The sequence below is a fragment of the Tardiphaga sp. 37S4 genome, assembly GCF_021044645.1.
Lineage (GTDB): Bacteria > Pseudomonadota > Alphaproteobacteria > Rhizobiales > Xanthobacteraceae > Tardiphaga > Tardiphaga robiniae.
Window position 1 is genome coordinate 3,453,546 of sequence record NZ_CP088008.1, and the last position, 18,150, is coordinate 3,471,695.

At 63.3% G+C, this 18,150-nt stretch carries 11 protein-coding genes; 4 read left to right on the plus strand and 7 right to left on the minus strand.

Annotation, left to right across the window (positions count from 1 at the left end):
* Nucleotides 1-51 precede the first annotated feature (51 nt).
* On the minus strand, nt 52-2,328 hold the full coding sequence (locus tag LPB73_RS16520) for a spermidine synthase (RefSeq protein WP_231077564.1): 2,277 nt from the start codon (nt 2,326-2,328) through the stop codon (nt 52-54).
* A gap of 249 nt (nt 2,329-2,577) precedes the next feature.
* Here LPB73_RS16520 and LPB73_RS16525 point away from each other — a divergent pair, with 249 nt between their 5' ends.
* Both LPB73_RS16525 and LPB73_RS16530 read left to right on the plus strand, forming a co-directional pair.
* Nucleotides 2,578-4,179, plus strand: a complete 1,602-nt coding sequence (locus tag LPB73_RS16525; RefSeq protein WP_231077565.1) for a phytoene desaturase family protein — start codon at nt 2,578-2,580, stop codon at nt 4,177-4,179.
* A 203-nt stretch (nt 4,180-4,382) separates the two neighbouring features.
* On the plus strand, nt 4,383-5,273 hold the full coding sequence (locus LPB73_RS16530; protein WP_231077566.1) for a 50S ribosomal protein L11 methyltransferase: 891 nt from the start codon (nt 4,383-4,385) through the stop codon (nt 5,271-5,273).
* A 71-nt stretch (nt 5,274-5,344) separates the two neighbouring features.
* Here LPB73_RS16530 and LPB73_RS16535 read toward each other — a convergent pair whose 3' ends face one another.
* On the minus strand, nt 5,345-5,560 hold the full coding sequence (locus LPB73_RS16535; RefSeq protein WP_231077567.1) for a hypothetical protein: 216 nt from the start codon (nt 5,558-5,560) through the stop codon (nt 5,345-5,347).
* Nucleotides 5,561-5,749: 189 nt separating this feature from the next.
* Here LPB73_RS16535 and LPB73_RS16540 point away from each other — a divergent pair, with 189 nt between their 5' ends.
* Both LPB73_RS16540 and LPB73_RS16545 read left to right on the plus strand, forming a co-directional pair.
* The gene (locus LPB73_RS16540; protein WP_231077568.1) at nt 5,750-7,588 is read left to right on the plus strand and encodes an aminopeptidase P family protein; all 1,839 of its coding nucleotides are present in this window, start codon (nt 5,750-5,752) and stop codon (nt 7,586-7,588) included.
* 78 nt (nt 7,589-7,666) lie between these two features.
* Complete coding sequence (locus LPB73_RS16545) at nt 7,667-8,890, plus strand: multidrug effflux MFS transporter (RefSeq protein WP_120289306.1); 1,224 nt, start codon at nt 7,667-7,669, stop codon at nt 8,888-8,890.
* 961 nt (nt 8,891-9,851) lie between these two features.
* Here LPB73_RS16545 and ligA read toward each other — a convergent pair.
* The 5 genes from ligA to ftsZ form a co-directional block, all read right to left on the minus strand.
* Nucleotides 9,852-12,002, minus strand: coding sequence for an NAD-dependent DNA ligase LigA (ligA, locus tag LPB73_RS16550; RefSeq protein ID WP_231077569.1), 2,151 nt, complete (start codon nt 12,000-12,002; stop codon nt 9,852-9,854).
* A 183-nt stretch (nt 12,003-12,185) separates the two neighbouring features.
* Complete coding sequence (gene recN / locus LPB73_RS16555; RefSeq protein WP_231077570.1) at nt 12,186-13,859, minus strand: DNA repair protein RecN; 1,674 nt, start codon at nt 13,857-13,859, stop codon at nt 12,186-12,188.
* Between the two features lie 13 nt (nt 13,860-13,872).
* Nucleotides 13,873-14,769: an outer membrane protein assembly factor BamD gene (locus LPB73_RS16560; protein WP_120289304.1), complete on the minus strand. Its 897-nt coding sequence runs from the start codon at nt 14,767-14,769 to the stop codon at nt 13,873-13,875.
* Nucleotides 14,770-15,058: 289 nt separating this feature from the next.
* The gene (lpxC, locus tag LPB73_RS16565) at nt 15,059-16,024 is read right to left on the minus strand and encodes a UDP-3-O-acyl-N-acetylglucosamine deacetylase (RefSeq protein ID WP_089267338.1); all 966 of its coding nucleotides are present in this window, start codon (nt 16,022-16,024) and stop codon (nt 15,059-15,061) included.
* A 345-nt stretch (nt 16,025-16,369) separates the two neighbouring features.
* Nucleotides 16,370-18,139, minus strand: coding sequence for a cell division protein FtsZ (gene ftsZ / locus LPB73_RS16570; RefSeq protein WP_231077571.1), 1,770 nt, complete (start codon nt 18,137-18,139; stop codon nt 16,370-16,372).
* Between the last annotated feature and the right edge of the window lie 11 nt (nt 18,140-18,150).

The window sequence follows — 18,150 nt, forward strand, 5'->3', positions numbered from 1 at the left end:
TGTGACGCGTTTTCCTGAAGCGAACCGGCGTCCACTTCGCTTGAAAATGCCTTAGTTGTCCCCGTCCCGCAGCCGGCGCCACACGGCGCCGAGCACGTTGGAATAATCGTCGGTCCAGACTCGCTGATCGTCGTTCGCCTCGGTCAGGGCCCATTGCGATGACGTCGCGATGGAGCCGACATCGGCGGCGTCATGGGCGGAGATGACGACGTTTGTCGAGAAGATATATTCGTTGTCGCGGCCGGAATCCTCCGAATAGACCCAGCTCTTCATGTCATTGGCATCGGCGATTCCGACAACGACGCTGGCGAGTTCGAGATGCCGGTTCGAAACGTGCATGACGACGGCGCCCTGCGGGGCGAGCTTTTCCTTGTAAATCTCCATCGCCTCCTCGGTCGCCAGATGGATCGGGATCGCGTCCGACGAATAGGCATCAACGATGATGAGGTCGTAGACGCCGTCAGGCTCCTTCGCGAAGGTCAGTCGCGCATCGCCGATCACCGGCTTGACGTCCGGCTCGCACTTCTGGATGTAGCTGAAATATTTCGGATCCCTGGCGGTATCGACCATCGACTGGTCGATCTCGAAAAACTTCCAATCCTCGCCGGGCGCCGACGCGCAGGTCAGCGACCCCGAACCTAGCCCGATCACCGCCACGCGCAGTGGCGCACCCTTGCGCGCACGCACCGCAGTGATCGCCTGCCCGATGCCGCCGTCCTTGTAATAATAGGAGATCGGCTCCGGCCGGCCGGTCACCGGCGTGCCATCGTCGTTGAGATACTTCTCGGCGCCATGGATCGTCGTGCCATGCATCAGCACGTGATACTGGTTGTTCGGCGTCACCACGATCTTGTGCACGCCGAAGAAACTGCGCACGGTTTCAACCCGGCCGTCGTCTGCCGGGTAGAAACGGATCAGCGCCAGCGCAAGAACGGTGATCGCCACGAGCTTGAGCCGATCGGCCCTTAGCAGGATCGCAACGATCATGCTGACGACAGCGACGGTGCTGACGACATAGACGCGCTGGGCTTCGATCCATGTAAACAGCTTGCCAGTCGTATAGCTCGGTGCAATCAGCACCACGGCGGCGATGACCAGTGCGATCCAGTACCAGCGCGCCCAGCCGGAATACCGCTCCGGCAAAGACGGCCTGCACAGCACGGCAAATGCGATCAGGATCGGGTATTCCGCGATCCATGAAAATGTGAATGGCGCGATCAGGCCAGCAAACAGACCACCCACCATGCCGCCGAATGAGAGTGCGACGTAGTAGCCCGTGAGATACCGAGCAGCCGGACGCTGCCGGGCCAATTCACCATGGCACGCCATGGCAATAATGAAGAAGCACAACAGATGACCACCGAGGGTCAGCAGCAGATTCTGTTCGCCGCCAACCGCGAGCAACACGATGACGCCGGCAATCGCCAGCGGCTGCAGCATGAGAATCCACGTATGCGGCAGCAGCGGCCGCGACTGGAACACTAGCACCCAGGTCAGCAGATATAGCGACAGCGGCAGCACCCAGAGCAACGGCGCCGCAGCGACGTCTGTCGAGATGTGCGCGGTGACCGCGATCAGCAGGCCGGACGGGACAGCCGCGAGGAATATCCAGCGGGCACGCAGCGCCCAGCTCGGCGCCGGCGCGTCGATGGCATCAGCCCCCGGTTCAATGACCGCAATCGGCGGCGACTTCAGTAGCAAGACGCCGCAGCCGGCGATCAGCAGGATCAGTAGGCCATAGCCGGACGTCCAGATGAGGTTCTGCGTGCGCAGCGAAAACATCGGCTCCAGCAGCACCGGATAGGTCAGCAGAGCGAGAAAGCTCCCGATATTCGACGACGCATAGAGAAAATACGGATCGTGGCCATTGGGATGGCCCGTGCGCACGAACCAGGCCTGCAGCAGCGGATTGTTCGCAGCGAGTGCGAAGAACGGCAGGCCGATGGACACCCCGAACAGGCCGAGCAGCCAGAACGCATAGCCACTTTCCGGCGGCGTGCCCCAGCCCGACGCGATGGACAGCGGCAGCGTCAGCAGCGCAACAACCAGCAACAGGAGATGAACGACGATCGGCACCAGCCGGCTTCGCAATTGCATCAGGTAATGGGCATAGGCATAGCCGCCGAGCAGCAGCGACTGGAAGAACACCATCGCCACCGACCACACCGCCGGCGACCCGCCGAGCCGCGGCAGCACCATCTTGGTGAACAGGGGCTGCACCGAGAACAACAGCAGCGCGCTGGTGAAGATCGCCGCGGTGTAAACCACCAGAAGGAGCCGATTGCGGGAGGCCGAGTTTGGGGCGGCGACGGGCTGCGACGAACTCATGAAGGCTCCAGCATATTGCGCGGCAGAAAGGCGAGAATCCGGCAGGGGACCGGCGGGCGGGAATGGAGCATATGGCACCGTTTCGGGCAATGTGCGCTAACTATGGAACCACAATCGTGATGGGCGGCCTTGTGCCGCGCGCGCGCCTCTTCGATAAAGAGGGCCCTATTTTCGTTTGACGCGTTTTCTTCATGCGAACCGGTCGCCACTTCGCACGAAAACGCTCTAGCAGGCTTTGTTGAAGCGGACATGTCAGACACCGACGTTTTGATCATCGGCGCCGGCCATAACGGCCTCACTTGCGCGGCCTATCTCGCCATGAGCGGGCTGCGCGTGAAGGTGGTCGAACGACGTTCCGTGGTTGGCGGCGCCGCGGTGACGCAGGAGTTTCACCCCGGCTTCCGCAATTCCGTCGCGGCCTACACTGTCAGCCTGCTCAACCCGCAGATCGCCTCTGATCTGAAGCTCGCCGAACACGGCCTGCGGATCGTCGAGCGCAAGGCGCAGAATTTCATTCCCGCACCGGACGGCAGCTATCTCCTGACAGGTGAAGGCCGCACGCAACAGTCGGTTGCCAAGCTCAACGCGCGCGATGCCGAGCGGATTGGCGCGTTCTCGCATGAGCTCGAAGTCATCGCCGATGTGCTCAGGGATTTCGTGCTGCGTTCACCGCCGAACGTCGTGCAAGGTTTCGGTCTCGGCGCGATCAGCGAAGCCATCAATGCGCTCGGCACCGCCAGGATTCTCAACGCACTGACCATCGAACAGCAGCGCGTATTGCTCGATCTGTTCACCTGCTCCGCCGGCGAGATGCTTGACGACGTTTTCGAGCATGATCTGGTCAAGGCATTGTTCGGCTTCGATGCCGTGGTCGGCAACTATGCGAGCCCCTATGCCGCCGGTTCGGCCTATGTGATGCTGCACCATGCCTTCGGCGAGGTGAACGGCAAGAAAGGCGTCTGGGGCCACGCCATCGGCGGCATGGGCGCGATCACGCAGGCTATGGCCGCCGCGGCACGCTCGCACGGCGTGCAGATCGAACTCGACAACGGCGTGCGCGAAGTCCTCGTGGAGAACGACAAGGTCGTCGGCGTCATCCTCGACAATGGCGAGAGTATCCGCGCGAAATATGTCGCCTCCAACGTCAATCCGAAGCTGCTATATACACGGCTGATGCCGGCGGATGCGCTGCCCAAGCCGTTCCTCGATCGCATCCATAACTGGCGCAATGGTTCCGGCACGTTCCGCATGAATGTCGCGCTGAACGCCCTGCCCTCATTCACCGCACTGCCTGGCAACGGCGACCATCTCTCGGCCGGCATTATCATCGCGCCAAGTCTCGCCTACATGGATCGCGCCTGGCTCGATGCGAAGCAGCACGGCTGGAGCCGCCAGCCGATTGTCGAAGTACTGATCCCCTCCACTCTTGATGACAGCCTCAGCCCACCAGGCCAGCACGTCGCCAGTCTCTTTTGCCAGCATGTTGCGCCGACACTCCCCAACGGCGCATCCTGGGATGACCATCGGAACGAAGTCGCGGACCTGATGATCAAGACCGTCGATGACTATGCACCGGGCTTTGCCGCCAGCGTGATCGGCCGGCAGGCGCTGTCACCGCTCGATCTGGAGCGCGACTTCGGCCTGCTCGGCGGCGACATCTTCCATGGCGCGCTCTCGCTGAACCAGCTGTTCTCGGCCCGCCCGATGCTCGGCCATGCGGATTATCGCGGCCCGCTGAAGGGGCTCTATCACTGCGGCTCCGGCGCGCATCCCGGCGGGGGCGTCACAGGTGCCCCCGGCCACAATGCGGCCAAGGCGATCCTCACGGACCACCGGGCGCTGTTCGGCTGAGGACATCCTGTGGATAAGCCTGTGCATAGGCAGTGGATGGGTCCTGAACAAGCCTGTGCGAAAGCTCGGGAGGACGGCGGTATAATCAGCTTATAACCCTGTGCATCGCCACTGTATCGCCTCTGTATCCCCGCCGGTATAAACCCTGTACCAAGCGCGCCTAAGCTGTGCAGACCCTGTTAACGACGCCACCCGGACCCGCGATGACCACGCCCCAAGGAACCAGCCGCGCCACCTTCGCCGTCGGCGACGAATTCAGCGCCAAGCGCATCGTCGATCTCCTCACCGAGAGTTTCGAGGAAGGCCAGGCCGCGATTGCTGCATTCGAGAGCCCCGAGGGCCGCTGGGACGTCACCGTCCATTTCGCCGACCCGCCGGACCAGGCGTCGATCCGCGACCTCGTCAGCCTCGCCTCGGATGACACCGTGGCGGCGAGCATCGTGTTCGACAGCATCGAGGCCAAGGACTGGGTCAAGGAGAGCCTTGAAGGCCTCGTTCCGGTGCGAGCCGGCCGCTTCATCGTTCACGGCCAGCACGACCGCGACAAGGTGCGTCCCAATCAGCTGGGCATCGAGATCGAAGCCGCACTCGCTTTTGGCACCGGCCATCACGGCACCACGCGCGGCTGCCTCATCTATCTCGATTATGTGCTGCGCGCGAAGGCACCGAAACGGATGCTCGATCTGGGTACCGGCACAGGCGTGCTGGCCATCGCTGCAGCCAAGGCCACGAAACGCCGCGTGCTGGCGACCGATATCGATCCGATGTCTGTGAAGGTGGCGCGCGAGAATATGCGGCTCAACGGCGTCGGTAATCTCGTCGATACCGTTTGCGCAACGGGCTTCTCGTCGCCGGCCTTCGGTGATCGTGCGCCGTTCGATCTGATCCTCGCAAACATCCTCGCCAATCCACTCCGCGCGATGTCGACCGATATGGCACGACACCTCACCCGCAACGGAATGGTGATCCTGTCCGGCCTGTTGCCGCATCAGGCGATGAGCGTGATCGCCGCCTATCGCGCCCGCGGGCTGGTGCTACGCAAGCATCAGATCGTTGAGGGCTGGAGCAGCCTGTTGATGCAGCGCACAGGCTGATACGCCATTCGTCATTTTCCGAACTCCGGAATAACGACGGGCGATCTGGCTAAAGCTGACGGCTGATTTTGCTACTTCGGGGGCGGTACGTCGCGGCGACGAAGCGTTGCATTTTCCAGCCGCTCGACGCGCGTCACGCGGACTTCGACGAAACGGCCCAGAATCTGGATGATACCGCTACGTTGATTTGGCTGACTGGGCGGAGTTTGGGTGGACTGCACCTGGGTAGGCTGGGAATGGCCAAGCGTGGCGGGTGGCGAAATTTTCTCGAACGTAAAAGCAGGCATTGTGTATCCCCTCTTCGTTGAGTTGAGACACTCTGAATGGCCAAGCATCGCACCGACAACACGAGCCGGGGGACGTTGTTCCATCCGGTTGAACACAACCATCAGATTTCAAGCATAACTTGTGCCAAATCTGCGCAACCCTGCCCCTCGATTGCAGGCCTGACAGCGCACCCATAGGATGATCCCGCGATGTTCGAAGCCCATTTCCAGAGTTTTGAGGAGCCCGAAAGCGGCGTGGCGCTGACTGCGCGGCTGGCCGCATTTCGCGAGGAATTGCTGCGCCGGAAACTGACAGGCTTCGTGATTCCCCGCGCCGATCAGCAGCAGAACGAATATGTGCCGCCCTCCGACGAGCGGCTGGCCTGGCTCACCGGCTTCACCGGATCGGCCGGCATGGCGATCGTGCTGTTGCAGGACGCCGCCGTGTTCGTGGATGGCCGGTATACGCTGCAGGCCGCCAAACAAGTCGATGTGAATGCGTGGAGCATCCAGTCGCTGGTCGAGCCGCCGCCGGAGAGCTGGCTCACCGACCACCTGAAGCCCGAAGATCGTCTCGGATTTGATCCGTGGCTGCACACTTCTGCGGCAGCCGAGAGGCTGGCAGCGGCCTGCGCCAAGGCCGGCGCCGAACTGGTGGCGGTCGACAGCAATCCGCTCGACCAGGTGTGGGCCGAGCGCCCGGCGCCGCCGCTCGGCGCGGTATCGATTCACCCGCTCAACTATGCCGGCGTTTCCGAAGCCGACAAGCTCGCCCAGATCCGCGGCGAGATGGAGCGTCTGCGTGTCGATGCGCTGGTGCTGTCGGATTCCCATGCGGTCGCCTGGGCCTTCAATATCCGCGGCGCAGATGTCTCCCATACGCCGCTGCCGCTGTCCTATGCGCTGGTCCCGAAGATCGGCCGGCCGCAGATCTTCATCAACCACCGCAAGCTCTCCAACAGCACGCGCAACCATCTTGAAGTCTCGGCCGATGTGCAGGAGCCGGATGCGCTGACGTCGGCGCTCGCAAACCTCGCCGCCTCGGGTGCTTCGATTGCGCTCGACAATGCCACCGCCGCCGATGCGCTGAGCCGCTTGATCACAGCCGCAGGCGGCAAGCCCGTGCGCGGCGCCGATCCCGTCGCTCTGCTCAAGGCAGTGAAGAATCCCGTCGAGATCAAGGGCACGCAGACCGCGCATCGCCGCGATGCTGTGGCACTGGCGCGCTTTCTCGCCTGGATCGACCGCGAGGCGCCGAAGGGCAAGCTCACCGAGATCGACACCGTCGAGGCGCTGGAGACCTTCCGCCGCCAGACCGGCGCGCTGAAGGACGTGTCGTTTCCGACCATCGCCGGCACCGGGCCGAACGGCGCAATCGTGCATTACCGCGTTACCCGCAAGACCAATCGCCGTATCGCGCTGGGTGATCTGCTGCTGATCGATTCCGGCGCGCAATACGAAGACGGCACTACCGACGTCACCCGCACCATCGCCATCGGCGAACCCACCGACGAAATGCGCGACCGCTTCACCCGCGTGTTGCGCGGTCATATCGCCATCGCACGCGCCGCGTTTCCCGACGGCACCACCGGCGCACAGCTCGATACGCTGGCGCGGCAGTTCCTCTGGCATGCCGGCCTCGATTTCGCCCATGGCACCGGCCACGGCGTTGGCAGCTATCTGTCGGTGCATGAAGGCCCGGCGCGGATCTCCAAGCTCGGCACTACGCCGCTCAAACGTGGCATGATCCTCTCCAATGAGCCCGGCTACTACAAGACCGACGCCTTCGGCATTCGCATCGAGAATCTCGAACTGGTTGTCGAAGCCCATATCGAGGGCGCCGAACAGCCGATGAATGAATTCGAAACGCTGACGCTGGCGCCGATCGACCGCCGGCTGATCAATACGCATCGCATCAGCAAGCGCGAGCTGAAATGGATCAACGACTATCACGCCCGCGTCCGTCGCGAGGTGATGCCGCTGCTCGATGATGAAGCGACGCGCACATGGCTCGAAGCAGCGACAGAGCCGCTGACGCAGCCGCAATAGCGAGAGAACAGCCACCACGTGAATTACAGCCCGCCTATTCCAAAAGTCGACGCCGTCGACCTCTCCACATCGCGGGTGATGCTGCTGTTGCTGGTGGTGATGACCGGCATCGCGCCGATCTCGCTCTATATGCTGGTGCCCGCGCTGCCCGAACTCGCGCGCACCTTCGACGCCGACATCTCGATCGCGCAGATGACGGTGTCGCTCTACATGGTCGGGCTCGCCTTCTCGCAGCTCATCATGGGGCCATTGTCCGATAAATTCGGCCGGCGCCCGGTGCTGCTTGCCGGTCTCGGCCTGATGGTGATCGCCGGCATCGGCAGCAGCTTTGCGCTCACATTGCCGCAGCTGATCGCCGCGCGGTTCTTTCAGGCGCTGGGCGGCGCCACGGGCATGGTGATGAGCCGCGCGATCATCAGGGATCTCTATCCGCGCGAACGCGTCGGCGCGATGATCAGCCTCGTGATCGCCGTGATGATGATCGCGCAGATGCTGAGCCCGCTGGCCGGCGGTCTCTTGGAAACCGGCTTCGGATGGCGCGCGATCTTCTATGTCGTCACCGCTTCGTCGCTGGTCGTCACACTGGCCATCGCATTCTTCCTGCCCGAAACGAGACGGCGCGCAGCCAGTGACGTGAGCGGCGGCGGCTTCATCGCCGACTCCCGCGTCCTGCTGCGCAGCCGGACCTTCATCGGCTATTTGCTGTGTTACGTCGTGGCCTCCTGGATCATCTTCACCTTTGCCGGCGGCGGCCCCTATGTCGTTGTCACGCAGATGGGCCGTACCTCGGCCGAATATGGCGCATGGTTCGCGACGTCCGGCCTCGCTTACCTCGTCGGCAATCTGTGTTGCGTGCGCTTCGCGCCGCGCCGGACCATCGAACAACTGATCTGGTTCGGCCTCGCGCTGCAATTCGGCGGCGCCATGCTCAACGTGGTCTGGGGCCTCACCGGGCTGAACCAGAATCCGGCCTGGCTGTTCCTCACCCATATGATCGTGATGTTCGGCAATGCCTTCGTGATGTCGAACGGTGCGGCGGGTGCGCTCAGCATTCGTCCGCAGGCCGCGGGCACGGCATCCGGCATGATGGGCTTCCTGCAGATGGGCCTGGGTTCGTTGTGCTCGCAATTCGGCGCGTGGCTCGGCGGCCATTTCGCAACGCCGGTGCCGCTCAACATCGCGCTCGTCGTGCTGTCCTGCGGCTGCGCAGCCGCGATGATCTTCCTGGTCCCCCGCCGCAAGACCGTCGTGACGGAAGAACTGATCGAACAGGCCGAAGGCGAGGAGAGCGGGTTGTTGTAGGAGCGCTTTTCTCTCCACGTCATGGCCGGACTTGTTCCGGCCATCCACGCCTTGCTGTGGATGTCGAAGGCGTGGATACGCGGGACAAGCCCGCGCATGACGACTGAGTATGTCGTGACCATGGAGCGCCACGTCTCTCCTGATTCAACTGTCAAACAGCCACTGCTCTTCAGACATGCGTCATCACCCCCATTGTTTGCGGCGCGGGGGCGCCGTCGTCTTCTGCATTCCCACCCTCTTGTGAGAGGGCGTGCGGAACGCCGGGTGCCCGTTGCACCCTTGGGCCTGATGCGAATGCGGTCTTCCGCAATTGAGAGTGCATCAGGACTTTCGGAGGCGCCGAGCAAGTGCCCGACGTTCCGCCTGCGGTGTTTTTTCGGTTGCTTGCACTTTGCCTCGACGAACGCTCCGATCGCGAATTAAAGTCCCAAGGCGATGGGAAGGGAGCCTCAAGCGAGTAAGCCGAACGCGTTTTGACTTGGTCGTCCGTCACACTGTCCAGGGGGTTATCCATCCCAAGGTCGGCCGTCTCCTTGCCAGTGGCAGTGCTGGCGCAGATCCGTCCTGCCCGAAGACAGACGTCCCCCATGAACCGCGTAACGCCGCATCTCCGGCGTCCATCGCATCCCACCCCGCGAACGTGACGATCGCGCTCGCCCCTCTCATCGGGATAGGACGGAGGGGAATATAATCAAGTTAGGGATGCTGTCAACGGCAGATAGGAAAAAATGTTTAGGCGCTGTCTTGCCGCCTCACACTGTCATTCCGGGGCGTGCGTGCATCTTTGCGCGCGCGAACCCGGAATCCCAGCATGGGAGTTTCTGATCGTGCCAAACACGTCGGGATTCCCCGCCACTCCAAGTGGAGTGGCTGAGGTTCGCGCTCTGCCGGCTTTGCCGGCGACGCGCGCCCCGGAATGACAGTGGAGAGATGAGCGCCCCGCAATACCGGCCAACCGCCCCTACCCCCCAAGCAGCGCCAGCCACTCATCTTCCGTGAGCACAGCCACGCCGAGATCGCGCGCCTTGGTGAGCTTCGAGCCTGCATCCTCACCGGCCACCACATAGTCCGTCTTCTTCGACACCGAGCCTGCGACCTTGGCGCCGAGGCGCTCGGCACCGGCTTTGGCCTCGTCGCGCGTGAACTTGGTCAGCGAGCCCGTGAACACCACCGTCTTGCCCGCGACCGGCGTATCGGTCTTGGCCTGCGCGACATCGAGCACCTCGATCTCGCCAAGCAATTCGTCGAGCACCTTCACGTTACGTTTCTCGGCGAAGAACTCGACCACCGCGTCCGCGACGATTTCACCGATGCCGTCGATGGCGTTGAGATCGGCATAGGCTTCGGACGTATTCTCCTCGGTGCCCTGCCCCGCAGCAGCCGCGAGCATCGCCTCGCGAAACGCAGCAAACGAACCGTAGTGTCGCGCCAGCAGCTTGGCATTGCCTTCGCCGATGTGACGGATACCGAGCGCGAAGATCAGCCGATTGAGCTCGATCTTGCGGCGGTCATCGATGGCGGCGAACAGGTTGCGCACCGAGGTCTCGCCATAGCCTTCACGATCGCGCAGCTTCTTGGTGTTGCGCTCGTCGCGTTTAGCCAGCGTGAAGATATCGACGGGATGCATGATGATGCCCTCGTCGTAGAATTCCTGGATCTGCTTGTCGCCGAGCCCGTCGATATCGAAGGCCAGCCGCGAGACAAAATGCTTGAGCTTCTCGACCGCCTGCGCCGGGCAGACCAGCGCGCCGGTGCAGCGCGTGACGACTTCGTCATTCTCGCGGATGGCATGGCTGCCGCAGACCGGACACTTGGTGGGAAATTCATACGGCTTTGCGCTCTTCGGGCGCTTGTCGAGGACAACATTGACGACCTGCGGGATGACGTCGCCGGCGCGCTGCACGATGACGGTGTCGCCTTCGCGGATATCGACGCCGTCGCGCAGCGGCTGGCCGTCATTGCCGATGCCGGCGATATAGTCCGCATTGTGCAGCGTTGCATTCGACACTACGACGCCGCCAACGGTGATCGGCGTCAGCCGCGCCACCGGCGTCAGCGCGCCGGTGCGGCCGACCTGGATATCGATTTTCTCCAGCACCGTCGTCGCCTGCTCGGCCGCGAATTTATGTGCGATCGCCCAGCGCGGCGCGCGGCCGGCGAAACCGAGCCGCGCCTGCCAGTCGATGCGGTCGACCTTGTAGACGACACCGTCGATATCATAGCCGAGCTTGGCCCTGATCTCGCCGATGCGGCGATAGAAGGCGAGCGCATCGTCGACGCTCTTGCACAATGTGATTTCGGGATTGACAGTGAAACCGGCCTTGTCCAGCCACGCGATCATCGCGTGCTGGGTCGGCTCCGGCATCGGATAATCCGACATCTCGCCCCAGGCATAGGCGAAGAATTTCAGCGGACGTGACGCGGTGATCGCCACGTCCTTTTGGCGCAATGAGCCCGCTGCCGAGTTGCGCGGATTTGCGAACACGGTGTCGCCGGCCTCTTCCTGCTTCTTGTTGAGCGCAAGGAAGTCGCTCTTGAGCATATAGACCTCGCCGCGCAGCTCGCAGGCGGCAGGGATGTGCTTGCCTTTCAGCTTCTCGGGAATGTCCTTGATGGTGCGGACATTCGCAGTGACGTCCTCGCCGGTGAATCCGTCACCCCGCGTAGCGGCGCGGATCAACTCACCGTTCTCGTAGCGCAGCGACAGCGACAGGCCGTCGATCTTCGGCTCGGCGACGATGGCCGGGATCTCATCAAGTTTGAGAAAGCGCTGGATGCGCTCCACGAATTCGGTCACTTCCTCATCGCTGAACGCGTTGCCCAGCGACAGCATCGGCACCACATGCTGCACCTTGGCAAAGCCGCGCGCGGGCGCTGCGCCGACCGTCTGTGTCGGCGACGCGCCGGTGACGAGATCGGGGAATTTGGCTTCGATCGCCTCGACCCGGCGACGCAGCGCGTCGTAGTCCGCATCCGACACCGTCGGCGCGTCGTCCTGATAGTAGCGCTTGTTGTGCGCTTCCATCTCCAGCGACAGCCGCATCAGCTCGATCTTCGCTTTGGGCTTCGTCAGCGTGGAGATGTCGGAGGAAGTTTTTGCGGGTTTTGCCATACGCGGTCACCGATGTTCGTCATGGCCGGGCTTGTCCCGGCCATCCACGTCTTGAAGCGCTGTTGTAAAGACGTGGATGCCCGGCACAAGGCCGGGCATGACGGAGTACAATGGTGAAACAAGGCGCACGTCGCGGTTCCGGGTTCGCTCGCAAGCGCGAGCACCCCGGAATGACAGTTCAAATCAGGCCGCGCCCTTGAGCAACCGATCCGCTGCGGCCCGCGCCTCGGCGGTAATCTCCGCACCTGCCAGCATCCGCGCGATTTCCTCGCGGCGGTGATCCTCGGCCAGCGTGTTGACGCGCGTCGCGACGCGCTTGCCCTTGTCGAGGGCGTCCTTGGAGATCAGCAGATGCTGGTCGGCCCGAGCCGCGACCTGCGGCGCGTGGGTGACGGCCATCACCTGCACCTTGCCGGCGAGTCGCGCCAGGCGGGCGCCGATGGCGTCGGCCACCGCGCCGCCGACACCGGTGTCGATTTCGTCGAACACCAAGGTTGGCGCGGAGCCCTTGTCGGAGAGCACAACTTTCAGCGCCAGCAGGAAGCGCGAGAGTTCGCCGCCGGAGGCGACCTTCATCATCGGGCCCGGGCGGGTGCCGGGATTGGTCTGAACCCAGAATTCGACACGGTCGATGCCGTGTGGACCCGGCGTCGCCGCATCGCTGTCGACCTGGGTGATGAACTTGGCGCGTTCGAGCTTGAGCGGGCCGAGCTCGGCGATGACGGCCTTGTTGAGCTTCTCTGCGAACTTGACGCGCGACGCCGAAAGCTTGGTCGCCGCAGCGCTATACTTCTTGTCGGCCTCCGACGCCGCGCTCTCCAGCCCCTTGAGCTGGCCGGCGCCGGCATCGATGGTGGCGACATCGGCAAAGTATTTCGCGGCCAGCGCGGCGAGCCCGTCGACCGGCGTCGAATATTTGCGCGCGGCGCCGCGCAGCGCGAACAGCCGTTCCTCGATGCGCTCGAGTTCCGCAGGATCGAAATCGGCGGCGATGAGCGCGGCGGCAAGATGCTGGTCGGCTTCTTCCAGCGCGTTGATGGCGACGTCGATCGCCTTCACCGCGGGCTCGACCAGCGACGGCGATGAACCGGCGCGGCGCTCCAGCCGGCGCACGGCGGCGGCCAGCGACGAAATCGGCGAATGATGGCCGGACACAGCGTCCTGGGCCTCGCGTAAATCGGCCGCGATCTTCTCGCCCTGCATCATGCCGGTGCGGCGCTCTGCAAGCTTGCTCTCCTCGCCGTCCTTCGGATTGAGCTTCTTCAGCTCATCCGCGGCGTGGCGCAGATAATCGGCATCGCGGGCGGCGCGCTCCATATTGGCGCGATGGGTCTCCAGCGCCGCATAGGCGGTCTTGCGGGCTTCCCAGAGCGTCTCCAGCGCGGTGACGTCCTTCTCCAGTCCGGCGAAGGCATCGAGCAGCCGGCGATGCGTGGCTGCGTCCACCAGGGCGCGCTCGTCGTGCTGGCCGTGAATCTCGACCAGCGCCGCGCCGACCGCCTTCATCGTCTGCACGGAGATCGCTTGATCGTTGATGAAGGCACGGGTGCGGCCGTCGGCGAGCTGCACGCGGCGCAGAATCATCTCGCCGGAATCGTCGTCGAAGCCGTTGTCTTTGAGAATCGCCAGTGCCGGATGGCCCTTGGCCAGGTCGAACACGGCCGTCACCTGGCCCTGCTCGACGCCGTGGCGCACGAGGCCGGCATCGCCACGGCCGCCGAGGGCCAGCGCGAAGGCATCGAGAAGAATGGATTTGCCGGCGCCGGTTTCACCGGTCAGCACTGCAAGACCGCGGGAAAACTCGATATCGAGCCGTTCGATCAGGACGATGTCACGGATCGACAGACGGGCCAGCATGGGAGGTCAGTTCCTAACCGAGGCCAAATCTCTTGAAGGCCTTGCTCAGGTAAGACCCCTTGTTCTCGCTCGGCTCGAGACCGCCGGACTTTACAAGATTGTAGGCGTCTTTGTACCACTTGCTGTCAGGAAAGTTGTGGCCAAGCACGGCGGCAGCGGTCTGCGCCTCGTTGACCACGCCGATCGCCATATAGGCCTCGGTCAGGCGCATCAGCGCCTCCTCGACGTGACGCGTGGTCTGGTACTGTGTCACGACGGTCTTGAAGCGGTTGATGGCGCCGGTGTAGTTGCGCTTGTCGAGATTGTAGCGGCCGATTTCCATTTCCTTGCCGGCAATCTGGTCGCGTGCGCCTTCCAGCTTCTTCTTGGCCGAGGTCGCATATTCCGAGGTCGGATATTTGCGGACCACTTCCTCGAGCGCAGCCATTGCCTTTTCGGTGCGGCCCTGGTCGCGCGAGATGTCCGGGATCTGGTCGTAATGCGAGGCGGCGATCAGATACTGCGCATAGGCCGCATCCGGGCTACCGGGATGCAGCGTCACATAGCGCGTGGCCGAGCCGATGCAGGTGTCGTAGTCGGCGGATTCGTAGGCCGCATAGGCCGACATCAGCAGCGACTTGCGCGCCCATTCCGAATACGGATGCTGACGATCGACTTCCTCGAATTTCTTCGCGGCGGCCTTGGGATCCTTGTTGTTGTTCATGAGGTACAAGCCCTCATTGTAGAGCTTGTCGGCGGGCTCCTCGACGAAAGTGTCGTCCTTGGTGCCGAACTTGTCCCACAGTGCGCCGGTGCCGCAGCCACTCAGCGGCACGGCCAGCACGATGAGGCCCGACGCCAACCGCACATGGCGGCCGAAGCGGGTGAGCAGGGAATCACGGGATTCGAGCGTAATGCGCTGTGCCGACATATATCTGAGACCTGACGCCTTCATGCGGTGTCTGCGCGGTACGCGCACAATCACGGACCAACCGGATACGCGCCCGCAGCTTCGCTTGACCGCGTGCTCTATCTACCCGAATGACATCCGTTAACCAACCGGATACGGAGCCATTTCGCCCGGATTAAGGCGAAGGATGTGGAGATACAGGCGGTTATGGTTACCGGGGATGTCCCGATGCACGCAAAGGTCCACGGGCCCGCAAAAGCGCAACGCAAAATACCGGCAGCGGGTGAAAGAGGCCCGAAAAGCCCGATCTTTAGGAAACGTCCGGGCCGAAAGCCGGGGCGATCATGCCACCAAGCATGCCCGAGGTGACATCGGCGCTGGCGCGGCCGCGGCGGACAGGGACGGCATCGGCTTCGACGATCTTCCAAGCCGAACGATCGGCCATCAGGGCGCAGAGCACGGCATTGTTGAGCTTGTGGCCGCCGCGCACCGAGCGGTAGGCGCCGAGGATCGGCAGACCGGCCAGCGCCAGATCGCCGACGGCGTCGAGCACCTTGTGGCGGGCGCATTCATCGCTGTAGCGCAGGCCTTCGGTGTTGAGCAGCTTGTCATCGTCGAACACGACGGAATTCTCGAAGGACGCGCCGAGCGCAAAACCGGCGCTCCAGAGGCGGGCCACGTCGTTCATGCAACCGAAGGTGCGGGCACGGGCGATATCGCGGCGGAAGGATTCGGGATTGAGATCGAGCACGTAGCTCTGGCGGCCAATCACCGGATTGGCGAAGCTGATTTCGACTTCGGCGCGGAAACCCGCAGCGTGGGGGCGGATTTCGCCGAACGAGTCACCGATGGCAACCTGCACCGGTTTGAGAACCTGAATGAAGCGGCGACGGGCGCCCTGCTCCACAACGCCGGCCTGATCGATGGCGGCGACGAAGGCGGCTGCGGAGCCGTCCATGATCGGCACTTCCGGTCCATCGACTTCGATGGTGGCGTTGTCGATGCCCATGCCGCGCAGCGCAGCGAGAACATGTTCGGCGGTGGAAACGATTGGGCCTTCACGATCGCCGAGCACGGTGGCAAACTCGGTGGCGATAACGGATTTGGCGTCGGCCTGGATTTCGCGATCAGCACCTTCAAGACCGGTGCGAACAAAAATATAACCTGCATCGACGGGCGCAGGTCCAAGCGTGAGACTGACAGGCTTTCCAGAATGGACGCCGACACCGGTAACGGTGGCTTGCGATCCAAGCGTTGTCTGTCGGCTGAAAGTCATAAGGTACCCACCCAAGTAGCCTCTCGTCATGAGAGGGACTCTCTCAGTCGAACCTTGCGGCCTCCTGAGTCCCCGAGTCGCAGTCACATTAACCCCTGCCACAAAGTGCGCCAACTCACGCTTTTTTACCGATTGTTACCCCACCTTTGCCGCAATCAGGCCAGGGGTTAACCAAAATTTCTGCCGGTTCCACGGCCGTTTCGAGCCTTGGCAGAGCGCGACGGTAAAGATTAATGACTTACTATCAATAGGTTAAGAAATCCTACGCCTTTTGGTGGCTGTCACAAACGAAAGCCCCGGCTGATCCAGCCGGGGCTTCTGTCGTCGTCACGATTGTAACAAAGGTCAGCTGGTCTGGCGGCGCAGGAAGGCCGGGATATCCAGATGATCATCGCCCTGTGGCGCCGGCGCAACAGGTGCCGGGCGGCCATGAGAATCAAGACCCTGCGGGGCCGGACGGCGGGCGTATTCGGACACCGGCGGCTCGTTACCCATCTGCTGGGCGACGCTGCGCTGTGGCTTACGCTCGGGCAGCGGCGGCATCGGAGCCATCGGCGGGGCCGACGGACGACCGGAGACCGGCGCTTCCGTTTCCTCGTCGCGACGGCCGAGACCGACATTGGCCAGACGCTGCAGCAGCGACAGGCGAGCCTTCTGCGGTTCCTCTTCCGATTCGCCACGTGCCTGACGGATCTCGTTCTGGGCCGGCATCGGCAGTTCTTCGAATTTCGGCATCCGCGGAGCGCGCAGCGGAGCACGTTCGGCCGATGGCGGAATGAACTGTTCGGGGATCGGCGCTTCGACAGGGGCTTCCTGACGCGGCGCTTCCGGGAACAGCGAGGGCTTCTGCGCGATCGGACGCACCATCACGTCGCCATACTGCTGCGGCGCAGCGGCTTCCGGAGCCACAGCAGCGGCGATGGCGGCGAGCGCGGCACGCTCATGGCTGGTCGCCGGGGCACGGGGCGCAGCAGCGGGCGCCGGAGCGCCGACAGATTTGGCAGCCGCTGCGGCAGCGAGACGCTGGTTGTCCGCGCGGAGACGCGCGGTCAGATCGGCCAGGCGGGCATCCGGAGCGCCGTTGCCGGCAGGAGCCGCAACCGCTGAGGTCACGGTGGTGACCGGAGCCGAGGAATTGCGAGCCAGCATGGCCTGCTCGATGCCGGTGGCGACGACCGACACGCGGATCACGCCGTCGAGGCTCTCGTCGAAGGTGGCGCCGACAATGATGTTGGCGTCGGCATCGACTTCTTCGCGAATACGGGTCGCGGCTTCGTCGACTTCGAACAGGGTCAGATCCTTGCCGCCGGTGATCGAGATCAGCAGGCCGCGGGCACCCTTCATCGAGCTATCGTCGATCAGCGGGTTGGCGATCGCAGCTTCCGCTGCGGTCAGCGCGCGCTTCTCACCGGTGGCTTCGCCGGTACCCATCATCGCCTTGCCCATCTCCTTCATGACTGCGCGCACGTCGGCAAAGTCGAGGTTGATGAGGCCTTCCTTGACCATCAGGTCGGTGATGCAGGCAACGCCCGAGTAGAGCACCTGGTCGGCCATCGCGAAAGCGTCGGCGAAAGTGGTCTTCTCGTTGGCGACCCGGAACAGGTTCTGGTTCGGGATGATCAGCAGCGTGTCGACCACCTTGTGCAGCTCGGCAATGCCGGCTTCGGCGGTGCGCATGCGGCGCTGGCCTTCAAAGTGGAACGGCTTGGTGATCACGCCGACGGTGAGGATGCCCATGTCGCGCGCGGTCTTGGCGATGACGGGCGCTGCACCGGTGCCAGTGCCGCCGCCCATGCCGGCAGTGACGAACACCATGTTGGCGCCGGTCAGGTGATCACGGATTTCGTCGATGACTTCCTGCGCGGCGGCAGCGCCAACGTCGGGCTGCGAACCGGCGCCGAGGCCCTGGGTGACCTGCGTGCCCATCTGCACGATGCGCTGGGCCTTCGACATGGTCAGCGCCTGCGCATCCGTGTTGGCGACGACGAAATCGACGCCCTGCAGACCGGCGGTGATCATGTTGTTGACGGCGTTGCCGCCAGCGCCACCGACACCGAACACGGTAATGCGGGGCTTCAGCTCGCTGATATCAGGAACGTTGAGATTGATGGTCATGAGGTTGCCTC

Excerpts from the sequence above, each read along its gene's own strand:
- LPB73_RS16540 (WP_231077568.1), top strand. The coding sequence starts at position 5,750 with ATGTTCGAAGCCCATTTCCAGAGTTTTGAGGAGCCCGAAAGCGGCGTG.
- LPB73_RS16560 (WP_120289304.1), bottom strand. The coding sequence starts at position 14,769 with ATGTCGGCACAGCGCATTACGCTCGAATCCCGTGATTCCCTGCTCACC.
- lpxC (WP_089267338.1), bottom strand. The coding sequence starts at position 16,024 with ATGACTTTCAGCCGACAGACAACGCTTGGATCGCAAGCCACCGTTACC.
- recN (WP_231077570.1), bottom strand. The coding sequence starts at position 13,859 with ATGCTGGCCCGTCTGTCGATCCGTGACATCGTCCTGATCGAACGGCTC.
- LPB73_RS16525 (WP_231077565.1), top strand. The coding sequence starts at position 2,578 with ATGTCAGACACCGACGTTTTGATCATCGGCGCCGGCCATAACGGCCTC.
- LPB73_RS16535 (WP_231077567.1), bottom strand. The coding sequence starts at position 5,560 with ATGCCTGCTTTTACGTTCGAGAAAATTTCGCCACCCGCCACGCTTGGC.
- LPB73_RS16530 (WP_231077566.1), top strand. The coding sequence starts at position 4,383 with ATGACCACGCCCCAAGGAACCAGCCGCGCCACCTTCGCCGTCGGCGAC.
- LPB73_RS16545 (WP_120289306.1), top strand. The coding sequence starts at position 7,667 with ATGCTGCTGTTGCTGGTGGTGATGACCGGCATCGCGCCGATCTCGCTC.
- ligA (WP_231077569.1), bottom strand. The coding sequence starts at position 12,002 with ATGGCAAAACCCGCAAAAACTTCCTCCGACATCTCCACGCTGACGAAG.
- LPB73_RS16520 (WP_231077564.1), bottom strand. The coding sequence starts at position 2,328 with ATGAGTTCGTCGCAGCCCGTCGCCGCCCCAAACTCGGCCTCCCGCAAT.
- ftsZ (WP_231077571.1), bottom strand. The coding sequence starts at position 18,139 with ATGACCATCAATCTCAACGTTCCTGATATCAGCGAGCTGAAGCCCCGC.